The sequence below is a fragment of the Williamwhitmania taraxaci genome, from assembly GCF_900096565.1.
Classification (GTDB): domain Bacteria; phylum Bacteroidota; class Bacteroidia; order Bacteroidales; family Williamwhitmaniaceae; genus Williamwhitmania; species Williamwhitmania taraxaci.
Genome location: NZ_FMYP01000044.1, coordinates 1 through 14,677 on the forward strand (window position 1 = coordinate 1; position 14,677 = coordinate 14,677).

Sequence of the window (14,677 nt, forward strand, 5' to 3'; positions counted from 1 at the left end):
GTTGCTTTCAGCTGTCGGACATAGTAATTTACCGTATTGCGGTGTATGGCTAAACTTGAAGAACAGCTGCGGTTGCTTTCTCCTTTGATTTTTAACTGAATTAATTGTCGTACATCCATGATATCTATCTTCTTTGCGGCCATATCCCTGATTTAAGTTTCAGCGATAAGATAGAAATCATTCCTTTCAAGAGCCTAAATGCACCTAAAAAAGTGGCACAACTTCGACCGAAACGCCTGGCACAACTTGAACCGAAATGGGTGGCACAACTTCGACCGTTTTATCTACTTTATACTTTCGAAAGAATTAAGAAATGGAGACATCATATTCCAAACATCAAAATCGAGACAAAGCAAAGCGATACAACTTGCGACAGGCTCGAAATATAGCCATATGGGAATCGTTTATAATGAAAATGGGAAATTATATGTTTACGAAGCTGTTCAACCTGTAAAACTGACTCCTTTTGAAGAATGGGTTAATCGTGGTGAGAGAAGACATTTTGTAGTAAAAAGGTTAAAGGATGCTGAAAGTGTTCTAGATTCAGAGACATTAAGAAAGATGAAGAAAGTTGGAGAGAAATACAATGGGAAAAACTATGATATATATTTTGAATGGTCAGATGAGAAAATTTATTGTTCCGAACTCGTTTGGAAAATATATAAGGAAACAACAGGTATTGAAATTGGAAAATTACAACATCTATCGGATTTTAATTTAAGTAATGAAGTCGTGAGGAAAATAATGAAAGAAAGGTATGGAGAGAAAATTCCACTCGATGAAAATGTTATTTCCCCTGTTTCTATGTTTGAATCGGACAAACTGACAACTATAATTGATAAATAAAAAACATGTGGTAACCGACCTGCCCCCCAGCTTAGCCCACACGAAAAAGTAACTTCTCCCCTCGCTCCCAACAATTAAAAAAGGTTTGCGCCGATTATAGGGCGCGATATATGCCTACAATTATTCGCTACCAACGGTTGCATTCTACTGCCAGAATAATTAATACAGCATTGCCCATAAAAAATAATAGCACAGCCTATTGCTTCGTATAATAAAATATCCATAACTTTCATGTGGCTATTCAATTACTACACCAATGAAAGTTGGAATACACAAGGCGAGGCAGTGTTTTGGTGCTATTTCCGGTAGACTCTCGCACTCTTTTTCGCTTCCCACTCCAGCCATTTACCTGCCCTAACACCCCTTGCATCGGAAACAACACCACCTCTGCCGGTGGTTCACCGCCAACCTATTTTTAGCTGCCGAGCATGCTCGGTATCCTGAAACAAATTCATTTTGCCGTACCGAGCATGCTCGGTACCATAAAATGATTTCACTTTGCCGTACCGAGCATGCTCGGTACCATAAAATGATTTCACTTTGCCGTACCGAGCATGCTCGGTACCATAAAACGATTTCATTTTGCCGTACCGAGCATGCTCGGTACCATAAAACGATTTCACTTTGCCGTACCGAGCATGCTCGGTACCATGAAATGAATTCATTTTGCCCTGCCGAGCATGCTCGGTACATCCACTACAGCTTTACACGCGCTTTCCGAATCACCTATCACCGCATTTTGTTGCCAAACGAGGCTAGTCAGGAGCACATAGCAAAGTTGGAATATGCATATAATAGTAACTTAAAAATGTAAGAAAATGCCAAACTTATCCCATTTACCAAACTCCGCCATAGGCACAGCAAGCGAGCGCATCGAGGAGCGCATCGAGGAGCGCATTCAAAAAGTACTCCGCAACTCGCGCCACAACAGCCGCCCTAAGCCCGACGAGGAAAAGTAACTCCTCCCACCGCTCCCCGCAAATCCTGACTTGCGGGGAGTTTATTTTGCAGAATATATTCCCGCCGGAGCAGTGGAAGGATGAGAAAGGTAAAATTACTGGATGATGATATGAGAAAAAATATTCTACCTTTGAAATACAAACCCAAACAAAACTTGGCTTAGCACGCCAAAATGGTACGCTAAACCAAACAAAGGTTGGGTAATAAACGAGTAAGCGGTAATTATATGATGAAATTTCCTAAACTAAATATTGATACCATCTTCGACGTTTACGACAAAGATGAACTGCTCCTCAAGTTGAGAGAACTAAAGTTCTTTTGTTTTTTAAGGGGTAGACTAAATTGCTATGTAACTGATGGAGATGAAATAGTAACCCACATATCGTTTCTTGATAAATTAGATCTAATTCAAAAGTTAGAATTATTGGGCGTTAAAATTATCTGGCTGAGCACTAGTGATCAAATTTCCTATGGTAAACCATGGCCAGAAAACTTAAATTACCCGACTCCTAGTCATTTATTTCCTGACATTGCAGAACCTAGTAAACAAATAATATTTGATGAAGAGGTTCTTATTTACATTTCCGACAATTATTTTTCCATTTACATATCCAATTCTGATAGGGAGAATTGGTGGAAGGTAAACTACAATCAAATAGCCACTGCAAAGAAATTAGAAGTGAAGCGAATAGAGTTAGAATTACATAAACATGTAACCCTTGATGGACAAAAAGAATACGGTAGATATATCAATAGGTATCATTACCCTGGAATATTTGAATAAAAGGATGACAGATGAATAAATAACTACCGCTAATAAATAGGACTTTAAGCGGTACGAAGTGCCCAGCGAGAACCCCAAAGGGCTCATAAGCGAAGCGAATAACGCCCGATTGAGCTACATCCCAGGTTCAATGGATTCTTTATTAAAGGGGTTTTAAAACTAACAGCAACCATTATGTTTACAAAAGCAATAGTTCGAAAGCCTTGTGCTGAAATGATTAATGGTATTACTACCGCCAACTTAGGGAAACCCAATTTTGAGATTGCTCAAAATCAGCACGCTTTATACATAGAAGCGTTACGTTCCTGTGGTCTTAAAGTAAGCGTTTTGGAAGCCGATTCGAGGTTTCCCGATTCAACGTTTATAGAAGACTCGGCTGTTTGCACACCTCATTGTGGAGTAGTAACTAACCCGGGGAATCTGGCTCGAAGAGGCGAACGCGATGCAATGTTCAATGTCTTAGCAGAGTTTTACCCCAACGTGCATGAGATTGTCTCACCCGGAACGTTAGATGCCGGAGATGTAATGATGGTGGGCTCAAATTACTACATTGGGCTTTCGGAACGAACCAACGAACATGGCGCAAACCAGCTGATCCAGATTTTAAGGAGCTACAACTTGAATGGCATTCCTGTAAAAATGGATAAGATGCTCCATCTGAAAACAGGCCTTTCGTATCTCGAGAACAACAACCTACTAATTACGCATCAATTTATTAACGATCCCACTTTTGATCAATTCAACAAGATCGTAATTGAACCCGAAGATGCCTATTCGGCCAATAGCCTGTGGGTGAATGGAACCGTACTGGTGCCGAAGGGTTATCCTCGAACATTAGAGAAGATCAAGAACCTAGGATATACAACCATAGAGGTAGATACATTTGAATTTAGAAAGTTGGATGGAGGCTTAAGCTGCTTATCGCTGAGGTTTTAATTCGATGTTTTAAATTGATGTCGAAAACCCATTTAACAAAGGGCAATTGGCTCAGAAATTCTACTATATGAAAGTTTTTACTACTTTAGTTTCGGCTAAATTTGCATTAAGTCGGGAGAGAATAAGTGAAGGATCGGCTTACTGTTTCGTTGAGAATAGGGCGTTTCCATATTAAAGCGGATGGTGGCAGCTTCACGCAGGATCAAGCGAAAGTGTAATGTATTTGTCGTAATTAAATGGACACCATGAAACAATTCATACTCACCAGCATACTACTCGTTTTTTTAAGTACTTCACTGGCGGCACAATGCGCCGATGCCTTTCGTAACAAGTATGTTATTGTGCTGGATATCCAGAAGTACTTTACCGACAATGCCCCCGACAGCACCACTGCAAGGTTGATTGCTGCAGTAAATACAGTAATTAGCAAGGCCGATAAGGACAAGGTGATTTACGTGAAGACGATAATGAAAACCCTCTCTTTCACATTAAGGGGGATTAAGGTGGATACCGTGGCCAACCATGAGTTTTGCAAAGACCTCCAAATTGTGAATAAGCACATCTTTATCAAGGATGAGGCCAATGCCTTTACGACGAAAAGGATAGCCAACTTCCTGAGAAATCACGATGCCAAGGATATCATCATTGTTGGGTTGCTGGCCGAGCAGTCTGTATCGAGTACCGCGCTGGGCGGATTGGAGTTAGGATACAATATCTATGTAGTGCCCGCAGCCATCATGGGAAAGACTGCCGAAAGCAAAGCCGACGCCATCGATCAGCTTAAACGCAAAGGAGTAATAATTCTCGGGGAAAAATAAAATATCGTCACCAGCTGATTTCTCCGCCAGCAAGATCGATAGGTTGCCACTGTGATTCCGACTATTGAGTTACCTCGCCTTTATTCTTTCAACCGAAAAAACTACCGCAGTAGCCATGTATACTATTGCCTCATATTGATATATTCCCTACCTTTAAGCACAGCTATATTGTTTTATCAACAAGCCGCAAACAATGATAAAACTTGCCATTATTCATTTCCCGAAAGGACTGCGCCTTGACGACAAGAAGAACCAAGGAATTAGAATGTCTGCCTTTGTAGCCCCGCCTTTTGTAGCTCCCCCCGACCGCCTACCCAGTAACTATACCATCTCATATATCGATCTAGCCCTTTCACAGGAGCAGGAGCAAGCACTTCTCCACCTCATTAGGGGACACCAGGAGTTAGAGAATGGCCATCACCTCACCACTCAAATAAGTTTGGAGCCTCTTGCTTCGTTGGCGGAATCGAGGGATAGGGCGCTTATCAGCAGCCAAGAAAAGGCACTTCGCGGTTTAACCCTGATGAGCGAGTTTATTCACAGCCTCCGTTCCTGCGCCGGAAATAAGCAAAAGATGCTCAGTCTTTCCTCCCGCGAAATCGAAATTATGGTGCAACTCTCCCTTGGCCTCTCAAACAAGGCGATTGCCAATAAGCTTTTTATAAGCACGAACACGGTAAAAAACCACACTAAGAATATTTATGCCAAACTAGGCGTAAGGAACCGAATTGAGGCCCTCCGCATATTCCACTCTGTTCATCCAGACAGATAAAAATAGCCCTAATGGGCTATTTCAATTAATAATTCGCCACACTAACTTGCATTCGTGTTAATCTTCAGAAGAAGAGATAGCTTTACCTTTCCCTGACGGAAGATAAACACGATGTGCATGAAAGTGGAACTAAAGATGATCAATCGTGTAACAATTGGCTTGATAAATGGGGCATTTACAACCGATGACCAATCCTGAATAATTAATGAACACCCAAATACTAACCTTATAAAGACAGGAAAGGAGGATAAATGACTAGAGCAGGACCCAAAAAGAAAAATAGGGTTTAATTGGCATTGGAACCAATCAAACCCCAACAAGGTGTAATCACACACCTATCAATTAAAAAAATCAAAAACAAAGTAAGAGAAATAATTCTAAAAAACAGTATCATGAAAACTTCAGACTTATTGGCTCAAGTAAAAGAAAAAACAGGTGTATCTTGTATTGGGTTAGAGAGAAAAATTGCACGTATTCGCCATAATGTAGGTAGTAACATAGCAGATATCCAAGGATGGGATGTTGTTGTGCGAGGTAACGATGGAAGTTGCATGGAATACTATGTTGCGCAACCACCAATGATGGGAATGACACAACCACAGCCTATCAGTTGCCCACTTGGAATTATCGCTTTTGACGATTATAAAATCGACATTAAAGAGGCTATTGAAATTTTCAAAACCCAAAATGGTGGAGACAAATTCACCGAGATATCACTCAGTTGGCCATTGGTGCATCCTGCAGCACCTGAGCCATTCTGGCATTTCAGAACCAACCTTGGACACACTGTAGTTATTGGTGCAAATTCAGGCCAGGTAAAGGGATTTCCTACCAATGTTATTCTGTATATGGCTAAACCTAAATAACCAACACAAGCGACCGGAGAAGCAATTTTCCGGTCGCTATCTTTTTTCAAAACAAAGACGTCGCCGATGGAACCGAATAACCACACTCCAATACACTGCGTTTGGGAGTTAACCTTACAGTGCAACATGAACTGCCTCCATTGCGGATCAAGAGCAGGTCATAAGCGCGAAAATGAACTATCGAATGAAGAGGCACTGCATGTGGCCGACGAACTCATAGCCCTTGGCTGTAAGTATCTATCCCTAATTGGAGGCGAAGTATTTCTTTATAACGGATGGGAGAAGATTGCTCGTAGGCTTACCGACAACGGTGTTACCGTGAATATGATCACCAATGGATATCTGATGAACGACAAGCAGGTTGAAGAAATTCGCTACGCCAACCTCGCCAACGTTGCGCTCTCCATCGATGGGATGGAAGAAAACCATAACCGTATACGAAACAATTCCCGATCGTTTGCTCGCCTCAAGCAAACGATGGATCGCCTATATATGGAGAAAATCCCAATGGGAGTAAACACCACATTACTCAACAGCAATATTGGTGATGTTGAAGAACTATACCACTATATTATAAACAACAATGTGAAGATTTGGCAACTGCAGCTGGCAAATCCAATGGGTAATTTTAGCGATAACAAAAACCAGCAAATCAGTCTTGAGAATATAAAGTGGCTCACCTCATTTATCAGACAGAAGCGCGAAGAGAACAAAATAACGATTTATACTGGCGACAATATTGGCTACTACGGCGAAAACGAAAGGTTTATTAGAGGAATACCCGGCACCATTGGCTATTGGTCGGGGTGCCAAGCCGGACTGACCGTTGTTGGTATTGACAGCATTGGAAATGTAAAAGGGTGTGAATCGCTATACGACGATTCATTTATTGAGGGCAACCTCCGCATCGAAAGGCTTTCAACCATATGGCATAAGGATGGAAACTTCGCTTACAATAGAAATTTTGACAAATCCCTCCTAACCGGGAAATGTAAGGAATGCGACATGGGGGCGTTTTGCCGGGCTGGTTGCCGAGGAGCATGCTTCTTTACCAAAGGCAAATTGCACGAGAATGCCTACTGCGTATATAACGAATAGGAAAACACAGGAAATATAGGCTTGCGTGAGCACTAATGCACGGCTCACACAACTATTCTACAAAAAGAAGCATATCTACAAATTAACCCCACCCGCCAAGAGTAACAAATCTTGATCCGCCCCTGAAAGCCCATACCTTCATCTAAACAGATAAAAATAGCCCTAATGGGCTATTTACTTTTTCGAATTAGTGCCATAACTTGCCTCTGTTGCAAAATGTTCTGGCAGGCAAAAACTTTACGTCCAGCCTCTCGGAGTCATCAAGAGCAAGGATACGCGTGTAGCCGTGCCTGTATTGGAATAGAAACCATGAAACAACCCATTATGGCCGATAACAATAATCCCCCCCTTTCTGAAGTGCCGATAGAAACTTACGAGGCGCGCAAAAGAATTGTGATGGAAATTACTGCCAAGTTTAAGCCCGAGCGGTTTGTTTATCTGGTGATATCCATTCTCGCTTTTCTCCTTATCGTCTATCTGGCCTTCGACCTTTACCGTCAGCAAAAAATCACCATCGACCAACTCGCACTCTTTATTGGCCCAACCGGATTTCTGGCTTACGCTGTTTCCCGTATCCTCTACATGTGGTCCAAATCGATGCAAATCATCTTCACCGGAAAATTTTAAGCGATGAAAGAGGAAATAGTAAACTCGGAAATTGAGCGGCTGAAGGCAGAGATCAACTTTCATAAGATTGAGAAAACTGCTAGGTGGAGCCAACGCATTGGGATCGTTACCCTATCTGTACTCTTCATTCTATTTGCCGCCGGAACCCTTCGATTATCGTATCTGATGAAGGAGGTGGGGGATTTGGAAGCCAAACGGAAGGCTCTTAAGATCGAGAACCAAACCCTTGAGAAGAAAAACCTGCAGCTAAAAACTGCCCTAGTCCCCTACTTTGGTCTTTCCACCGATAGCATTAAGAACATTGCCGTAAGTCCGGTGTTTGAGAAGAGCCTTTCGGCAAATGCCGCGCTCAAAACCCTTGCACGGCATAGCAGCCCCACCAAGAAAACAATAGTAACCTACTACACCAAAACCATCGACGAGCAACGGGTGGTGCAAGAGTTAAAAAACCTCGGATTCAAGTTCCAGGAGCGACCTCCTTCCACACGTATGAGTAAAAAAGAGACCAACGCGCTTTGGTATGGCTCGCAGGTGCCGCTCGACGATGCTAAAATGGTAGCACTTACCCTGCTTCGTGCGGGGATACACATTAAGTCAATTCGCCCTTTTCGAAGTAACTCCCTTAACCCCGCCTTCAAGAAAAACATCATTGAAGTAGGAGCGTCCACCGATCTCGAACAACTCCCCGATTTGTCGGTGGAGCGGGTAGATAAGGCAGAGTCCTTTGAGCGGTAGACTGCGGTTGACACTGACATTGCAACGAACTATAAAAATAAACAAACCATGAAAAATGCTACTCCCCCATCCCGCTTCTGATGGCTTGGACTTTAGCCAGAAGCCTTTCCCGTCGTTGGCGGTGAGAGGCTCCCACTCCAAGACCATACCTCCAGTCTCGGCGGAATCCGAAAAGCCAAAACAGAGTAGGATACAACTCAATACGCTATTACTATGCCCAATTTGGTTCAAGAATTAAACAGTTTAGACTTTAGCGTTTACATTGGTGGTCCGCTACAAGCTGCCGTTCAGGCCCAGCATGCCGCCTCCATGTCTACCGTTAAGTTTATTCAGGAAGTGGGATTCGAAACCACCGGCAGTGGTGCCTCTGCTACCACCGCCCTGCGGTATGTCGACTTCGCCTATTCCAAATCGGTTCCCAACCCTCATCTTGGTAAATCCGCGACCCAGCTCACCGACGAAGGGCTACCGGCCAGCACCGATGTTACCAGTAAGTTTTTGAGCAGCGACATCACCATTAAAGTGCCGTTCCTCACGATGCTTACCATTCCAAGCATTCGAATAGATGAGATCACCATCGACTTCAACGCCAAGCTCACCTCTACCGAAACGTCGAACGTTTCAAGTGAGTTTGCAGCATCGGCAGAGTTGGGGATCAACTACAAGATTGTAAACTTTAAGGCATCGGCCTCCTACAAGCGCACCTCCACCCAGGGCACCAATGTAGAAAAGAGCTACAATCTTGGTGTGCATGTTCGTGCGCTCAACGACGACCTGCCTGAGGGGCTCGACCGCATCCTCACCATGTTGGAGGATAGCATCGCAAGCGTCAACGCCTAGCAACCTATTGGATGCTGCCCGGAGGTTGGCATGATTACTCCTTCATCCCTTGGCCAGCCTTCGGGCAGCCCCCTTTAAAACTGAAAAACCATGGCAAAGCTAAACGAGTATCTAGGAAGTATTGTATCGAGCATTACCAATGCAAGGGCCATGTCCGATATTCAGTCGGTAAAGGTGGCTGAAGAATACGCCAAGCACTATCTCCTGCAGCACTTTTCGGTACCCCGCCTACGAATTGAAAATGTGGAGATCACCATCCCCATAGCCCTCGACTCGGTAGTGGAGCGCACGGTTACCGAGTATGAGCCAATCGACAACAGGAAATTCAACGCCCTTGCCTACCGCGAGGTGATGAGCAGCATTGGCCTTACCAGCCTTCCCAACGAGTTCTCGCTCCAGCTGCGGTCGGAGATTGCCAAGCTTTCGCAACTCATGGAGCAAGACATTGGTATCCAGCGAACCATTGAACCGCTAAAAACCTTTTCGATGAAGGTGGCCAACATCACCGACAAAATATTCCCGAAGGTTGCCCTTGGCATAAAGTCGGAGGTAAAGGAGATCGATGTTGAACTCCTCAAGAAAAACCTCGAGAAGATAATGGCCAAGGAGATAAAGGTGAAGACAACCTCCACGGTTATCGAAAGCGTAAACGTGACCTACGAAAGCGACAAACTCCGAGAGAAGAAGGTGGAGTGCCTAACCTACATCAAACTGAAAATTTCGGAGGATGGTATGGAGTGGCATAGCATGGAGAACGATAAGGGCAATGTGGAATCGCGGTTGCTCCCGGAATAGATAACCATAACTCGATGCAGGTATGAAAAAATCGCTACTCAATATTGTGATTCCCCTACGCGCGCAACTGCTCTTGTTTCCCGCTATTGTGAATAGCCTCGAGCGCAAGGAGTTCGACTTTCTACCCCACCTCGATCGGTGGATGAAAGAGGTGGAAGCCATCCTAGTAAACAACAGTATTCCCGATTGCGCCGAGGTAGCAGGTTTTCGCAGCAAGATCCTTGCGCCGGCGTTTGCCCATACGCACAAGGTATCCACCCGGAAGCAGCAGGTATCGGTGGCTGCCGGCGTGCTCTACGACGTGCAAAACCTCGTGCTGAATGTTCTAAAACCCTACGAGATAAAGGTGGGAGAAAGCAGAGAACTCATTAGTCAGCTGCTCTCAATGGTAAAGCAAACCGGTGCGGTGAAGTATGAGAACGGCGATTTTCAGTCATTTATCAACACGCTCTGGAACCTCTTCTGCACCCATCAACAACTCAAGCCTGGGGCGGCAAAACTGCAGACACTGCTCTCCTCCGCCGACATCATGCGCCTAATGGCCGAGGAGGTTGAGCCTAGCGAATGGATTTAACTCAATAATTGTGCATCATTCTATACGAACGGAATAGACATATTGACTATTGAAACTTGAAATGGAAGAAGCCGAAAATCCAATAAAAGAGTAGGTATCCTAACTAATTATTATCACTATGGCTATCAAAACTTTCGCGGTAACCACCTACGAAGTGGGTATGGGTTACAAGAACAGTGCAAACTGGAGTGGAGTAAATATTTTAATCCAAGGTCATGTTGTATGTAACAGTGCAGATGGGTATCGCTTCATTGTTTACGGACTACATCCCTCAAGTCCGATACCCGGGCCGGTGTATATCGAGGCCAATAAAGTTGGAGCAATTTTCATTCCTTTTGTTGAATTGCATAATTATATTGATTTGGTAAGGAATGAAAAACCAATTTATGTGTATTTGAACTCAAGTTCACCTAATTGGAATAGCCTGCGCACTAGTGCAGAGCCGGTTGGCGAGCAAGAAGGTATTTAGTCTTTTCAAGCATTCCTGCAGTTAAGAATATTTTCAACTGCAGGAATGTTCTTTCTGGAAAATATCAAAACAATAATGAAGCTAGGCGAAAAGACTAATAATGAGTGGCATGAAGGCATAGAAAAATGCGTCACACATAATGGGTTCAATGATAATTCAACCATTCTGCCTTAGACAAACATTTATACCGATGGACAAAGACGCAACCCGAAATTCCGTAATACTGCTGAACCCAACCGATACGAGCAAACCCCATTATAAAGGTGCAATTGAATTAACCCAATTTATACAGAACATCCATTAACGAAATTACGAACCCTTCTGCAATATATTTACAAAACAGAAGTTCTTTAGGTTTGCTTGAGTCTACCGAAATGGCTTCCTTTAAGAAACTTTTGCTGCATACGATGCACCGATTACTACCCTTACTCCTACTCCTCCTAACGGCGATGCCCTCCCGAGCCAATGGGCATGAGGGTGATAGCACACCAACCGATACTACCACCGGAAGTGGAGTGGTTACGATCTACTTCTGCGGAACAGGCATCACCCAGAAGTGGTGGAACGCCGCCGATGCCCACAGCTGGAATGAAAACAACGGGTTTTGGTCGCCCGAGCATGTGGCCTCGCTCTACAAGGAGCAATCCTCCTCGAACCAATCGCTCAAGTATATTGTCGATGGCATTGGAACCGGCGTAAAGTTCCCCTTCTACGATAAACTGGCGTTCAGTTTTCCCAGCCTAAAGAGTAACCCCCGTGGATGGCGCACCTGTCTCAAAGAGGCCAACCAACACATCGACGAGGCACTAAAACTCCTGCCGGGAAACATCACCCTCAACATAGTGGGTTTTAGCCGTGGAGGTATTCTCGCCATGTGGCTAGCCCACCAAATGGAGAAAGAGAAGCGCATAAAAACGATCAACATGCTGGTGTTCGATCCAGTTCCGGGCGACAGCAAGGTCCCCGAAAAGATATACTCCCTTGGCCCAAAGGTGAAGAGTTACGTGGGCATCTACGCCTCCGACGAGCGCACATGGATGTTCGAGCCTGTAATCCCTTCCTTTGAATCGCCCGCCACCAAGGTGTGGATGCTTCGTGTGCCGGGAAGCCACGAAACCATGGTAGGCAACATCCAAAAAGATGGCCACTCCATCGATTACGAACCCGGTGCCGACGAATTTAGAGCCGATTTGATCTACGTTTCGTGGATAACCAAGGTTATTGCGGTGGAAATGATGGCTACTCCGGCATGGGGAAGCCTCGAATTTGCCTGGAGTTGGCATGAGAATGGGGCTAACATCGAGAGTCGGAAGAGTTCGTTTATGGAGCATTTCACGGCCATGCTTGACTACAAGCACTACGACTACATGCGCACCGTACCATTCATACCTCTGGGCATACAAGCCTACTGGGCATCGAAAGAGAGAGGAGGGACAGGATGCTTGCGTTGCACATTAGGCGATATGGCCGAAAAACGTTACAACAACCAGCGTTGTGTATACTGGATGAAAGATGGAAAACGCCTCGAGATTGTAGGCCTTGAGGACCACATAAGCGCTCCCACGGGCGAAGAGACTTGGGATAAGCTAATGTCGCTAACCCAAGATACCGTTAACGGAACAATGCAAAAGGCAATCCCTGCCATGCCTTAAAAAAAACCTAACAAACCGATACTGCTCTGTTATATTTCAATTGGAATAGGAAGCAATGTTCTTATTCGATGAAGCGAAGGTTGAACAATAAGGTTAAAATAGATATCCCATGTTCAGTTGTCCACCTTTGAGGGCTGCACAGGTAAGTGCTGATAAAGGAGAACCGCCATCACAGACTTACTCTTACTTTCCTTTTCAACAAAAATCCCGTCCGTTTCTACAACCCATCAAGTATGGCCGTCAAGGCTGCATCGGTTGAAACAGTAAGCGTTACATTAATGGTTGAATCCTTTGAAATGGTATTTTGCGCAGCGAAAGTGTAAGGGGTATCGCTGGCATTAATACCAATCAGAATAATCTTTACGCTCTCCCCTATTGGTAAATCGGATGCTGTTTGGGTATACACCTGCTTCAACGATTTGAGGTTAGGAAAGTAGATGAATTTCACAACGTTATCGAGATTATCGGTGGTGGAATTGAAGTTAAAGGTTGCGGTAGCGGCCGTCGATGCAACTTTTGCGCAGCTAATCCAGCCTAGTTTAGCCATTTCGGCAGTATAACCGTAAGCGGTAACCGCAAAATTGCCAACAGGGGTATTTATCCAGTTTACCATCGAGGCGCTTACGGCACCATAGTAGGTAAGCATGTTTGCCATAGGCGTAGCGCTAGGCATTTCCACCTTCCATGTACTATCCGGTTTAAGAACCAGCTCTTGCCCATCCTTAAATGCACGAACACGAACCTCTCCAGCCGTGGTAAGCAAGCTGGTTCCCGATGTCGATGGCATTTGGTAGAGAATCATATCCTTGGGAGTGTAAAGCTCCACAATCTTAACTGTATAGGGATAGATAATATCGCTTCCGTTGGCGAACATCAACTTCGACCTAGCGGGCCATACTTTGGTGCCCTGCTGCGCCACAATGGGACTGGTTCCATCTTGAGTAATCACAAACTCCTGTTCGGCTTGCTTATGCGCATCCATATACTCCTCGGACGATTTATAGCTGCTCTTATCCACCTCGCTAACTCGATCTTTGGAACAACCCACCAATAGTGTAATGCCCATAATCGTAGCAAGCATCATTAACCGGTTACTGAACGTTAAACTTTTCATGGTAGTATCGTTTTAATTCTATATTATCTCAATCGTGGATCAGTTTAGCAATACATTCGAGAAACTCATTCCCAATACGAAGAGCATTACACAAACGCTGCAAAAGTTCCATTTGTATTTCTATCGACGGAACGAATCGCCATATACAGGGCACGTAGATCCTATTCCTTTCTTGCTTTTACACCCAAAGGTGTAAGCCAATCCAACGTGAACAGAGGCCTCTTGCCACTTGAAGTTGTAGCGCCCCTCCACAAATGGGAAGATGCAGCCATTTGCTTTAAGACCCAATCCGGCCTCAGCATCCCAGTTGGCAAACTGAGCATTCTTCATTGGGGAGTCGCTGTAGTTTAGCCAACCGTTGAAGGCCCCATGAACAATCCCGTAACCGATCCATTTCTTTGCCGTGATTATATTGGCATGCAAGCTGGCTCCTGCATAAAACTCAGTTACCTTATTGAAGGCAGGAAAATAAGATACCTGCGGAACAACGCTAAAGTATTTGAAGGGCAACTCGAAGCGGCCACCCACTCCAATGCTTGAAGTTTGGAAGTTGTAGATGCCTTCAATGCCAACGCTCTTTTTTTGTGCCGAAAGAAACGAAAATGAGACAAGCATTACCAGTCCCGTAAGTAAAGTCCGCATGGATTTGATTTAAATACGTTGAGCAATATACACATTCAGGGTTTCTCGGCAAAATTGGAATGATAAACCACTAAATATTTCGAACTCCTGTCTTCCATCTCCGGTCTTCGGTCTTCTTTCTCCCGTCTCCCATTTTTCTCTATATTTGG

Annotated in this window: 18 protein-coding genes; 15 read left to right on the forward strand and 3 right to left on the reverse strand. The window is 44.3% G+C overall.

Going from position 1 to position 14,677, the window contains the following annotated elements; genetic code table 11:
* The first annotated feature begins 198 nt into the window (after positions 1 to 198).
* On the forward strand, positions 199 to 846 hold the full coding sequence (locus BLS65_RS11570) for a YiiX family permuted papain-like enzyme (RefSeq protein WP_092439142.1): 648 nt from the start codon (positions 199 to 201) through the stop codon (positions 844 to 846).
* 398 nt (positions 847 to 1,244) lie between these two features.
* Here the strand turns inward: BLS65_RS11570 and BLS65_RS11575 are convergent, their stop codons facing one another.
* Positions 1,245 to 1,511 carry a hypothetical protein gene (locus BLS65_RS11575; RefSeq protein ID WP_092439144.1) on the reverse strand — a complete coding sequence of 89 codons (267 nt, stop codon included), beginning with the start codon at positions 1,509 to 1,511 and terminating at the stop codon, positions 1,245 to 1,247.
* A 153-nt stretch (positions 1,512 to 1,664) separates the two neighbouring features.
* Here BLS65_RS11575 and BLS65_RS18300 point away from each other — a divergent pair, with 153 nt between their 5' ends.
* The 14 genes from BLS65_RS18300 to BLS65_RS11640 all read left to right on the forward strand — a co-directional run bounded on the left by BLS65_RS18300 (position 1,665) and on the right by BLS65_RS11640 (position 12,772).
* On the forward strand, positions 1,665 to 1,805 hold the full coding sequence (locus BLS65_RS18300) for a hypothetical protein (RefSeq protein WP_170830098.1): 141 nt from the start codon (positions 1,665 to 1,667) through the stop codon (positions 1,803 to 1,805).
* Between the two features lie 227 nt (positions 1,806 to 2,032).
* Entirely contained in the window at positions 2,033 to 2,590 is a 558-nt protein-coding gene (locus tag BLS65_RS11580; protein WP_092439146.1) for a hypothetical protein, read from the forward strand.
* A 174-nt stretch (positions 2,591 to 2,764) separates the two neighbouring features.
* Positions 2,765 to 3,526, forward strand: a complete 762-nt coding sequence (locus BLS65_RS11585; RefSeq protein WP_092439148.1) for a dimethylarginine dimethylaminohydrolase family protein — start codon at positions 2,765 to 2,767, stop codon at positions 3,524 to 3,526.
* Positions 3,527 to 3,771: 245 nt separating this feature from the next.
* Positions 3,772 to 4,344 (forward strand): isochorismatase family protein, encoded by a 573-nt coding sequence (locus tag BLS65_RS11590; protein ID WP_170830099.1) that lies wholly within the window; start codon positions 3,772 to 3,774, stop codon positions 4,342 to 4,344.
* A gap of 193 nt (positions 4,345 to 4,537) precedes the next feature.
* Positions 4,538 to 5,116 carry a helix-turn-helix transcriptional regulator gene (locus BLS65_RS11595; RefSeq protein WP_092439152.1) on the forward strand — a complete coding sequence of 193 codons (579 nt, stop codon included), beginning with the start codon at positions 4,538 to 4,540 and terminating at the stop codon, positions 5,114 to 5,116.
* Positions 5,117 to 5,406: 290 nt separating this feature from the next.
* Positions 5,407 to 5,982, forward strand: a complete 576-nt coding sequence (locus BLS65_RS11600) for a hypothetical protein (RefSeq protein ID WP_212590542.1) — start codon at positions 5,407 to 5,409, stop codon at positions 5,980 to 5,982.
* Between the two features lie 66 nt (positions 5,983 to 6,048).
* The gene (locus BLS65_RS11605; RefSeq protein ID WP_092439154.1) at positions 6,049 to 7,080 is read left to right on the forward strand and encodes a radical SAM/SPASM domain-containing protein; all 1,032 of its coding nucleotides are present in this window, start codon (positions 6,049 to 6,051) and stop codon (positions 7,078 to 7,080) included.
* 165 nt (positions 7,081 to 7,245) lie between these two features.
* Complete coding sequence (locus tag BLS65_RS11610; protein ID WP_125869851.1) at positions 7,246 to 7,707, forward strand: hypothetical protein; 462 nt, start codon at positions 7,246 to 7,248, stop codon at positions 7,705 to 7,707.
* 3 nt (positions 7,708 to 7,710) lie between these two features.
* Positions 7,711 to 8,442 (forward strand): hypothetical protein, encoded by a 732-nt coding sequence (locus tag BLS65_RS11615; protein WP_092439158.1) that lies wholly within the window; start codon positions 7,711 to 7,713, stop codon positions 8,440 to 8,442.
* A gap of 213 nt (positions 8,443 to 8,655) precedes the next feature.
* On the forward strand, positions 8,656 to 9,282 hold the full coding sequence (locus BLS65_RS11620) for a DUF2589 domain-containing protein (RefSeq protein ID WP_092439160.1): 627 nt from the start codon (positions 8,656 to 8,658) through the stop codon (positions 9,280 to 9,282).
* Positions 9,283 to 9,372: 90 nt separating this feature from the next.
* Positions 9,373 to 10,077 (forward strand): hypothetical protein, encoded by a 705-nt coding sequence (locus BLS65_RS11625; RefSeq protein ID WP_092439162.1) that lies wholly within the window; start codon positions 9,373 to 9,375, stop codon positions 10,075 to 10,077.
* A 22-nt stretch (positions 10,078 to 10,099) separates the two neighbouring features.
* The gene (locus tag BLS65_RS11630; protein ID WP_092439165.1) at positions 10,100 to 10,651 is read left to right on the forward strand and encodes a hypothetical protein; all 552 of its coding nucleotides are present in this window, start codon (positions 10,100 to 10,102) and stop codon (positions 10,649 to 10,651) included.
* A gap of 118 nt (positions 10,652 to 10,769) precedes the next feature.
* Positions 10,770 to 11,120, forward strand: a complete 351-nt coding sequence (locus tag BLS65_RS11635; RefSeq protein ID WP_092439167.1) for a hypothetical protein — start codon at positions 10,770 to 10,772, stop codon at positions 11,118 to 11,120.
* Positions 11,121 to 11,494: 374 nt separating this feature from the next.
* The gene (locus tag BLS65_RS11640) at positions 11,495 to 12,772 is read left to right on the forward strand and encodes a hypothetical protein (RefSeq protein WP_092439169.1); all 1,278 of its coding nucleotides are present in this window, start codon (positions 11,495 to 11,497) and stop codon (positions 12,770 to 12,772) included.
* Positions 12,773 to 12,989: 217 nt separating this feature from the next.
* On the opposite strand, the gene BLS65_RS11645 is transcribed toward BLS65_RS11640, so the two are convergent.
* Positions 12,990 to 13,886, reverse strand: coding sequence for a hypothetical protein (locus tag BLS65_RS11645; protein ID WP_125869853.1), 897 nt, complete (start codon positions 13,884 to 13,886; stop codon positions 12,990 to 12,992).
* A gap of 120 nt (positions 13,887 to 14,006) precedes the next feature.
* On the reverse strand, positions 14,007 to 14,528 hold the full coding sequence (locus BLS65_RS11650) for a hypothetical protein (RefSeq protein ID WP_092439173.1): 522 nt from the start codon (positions 14,526 to 14,528) through the stop codon (positions 14,007 to 14,009).
* Between the last annotated feature and the right edge of the window lie 149 nt (positions 14,529 to 14,677).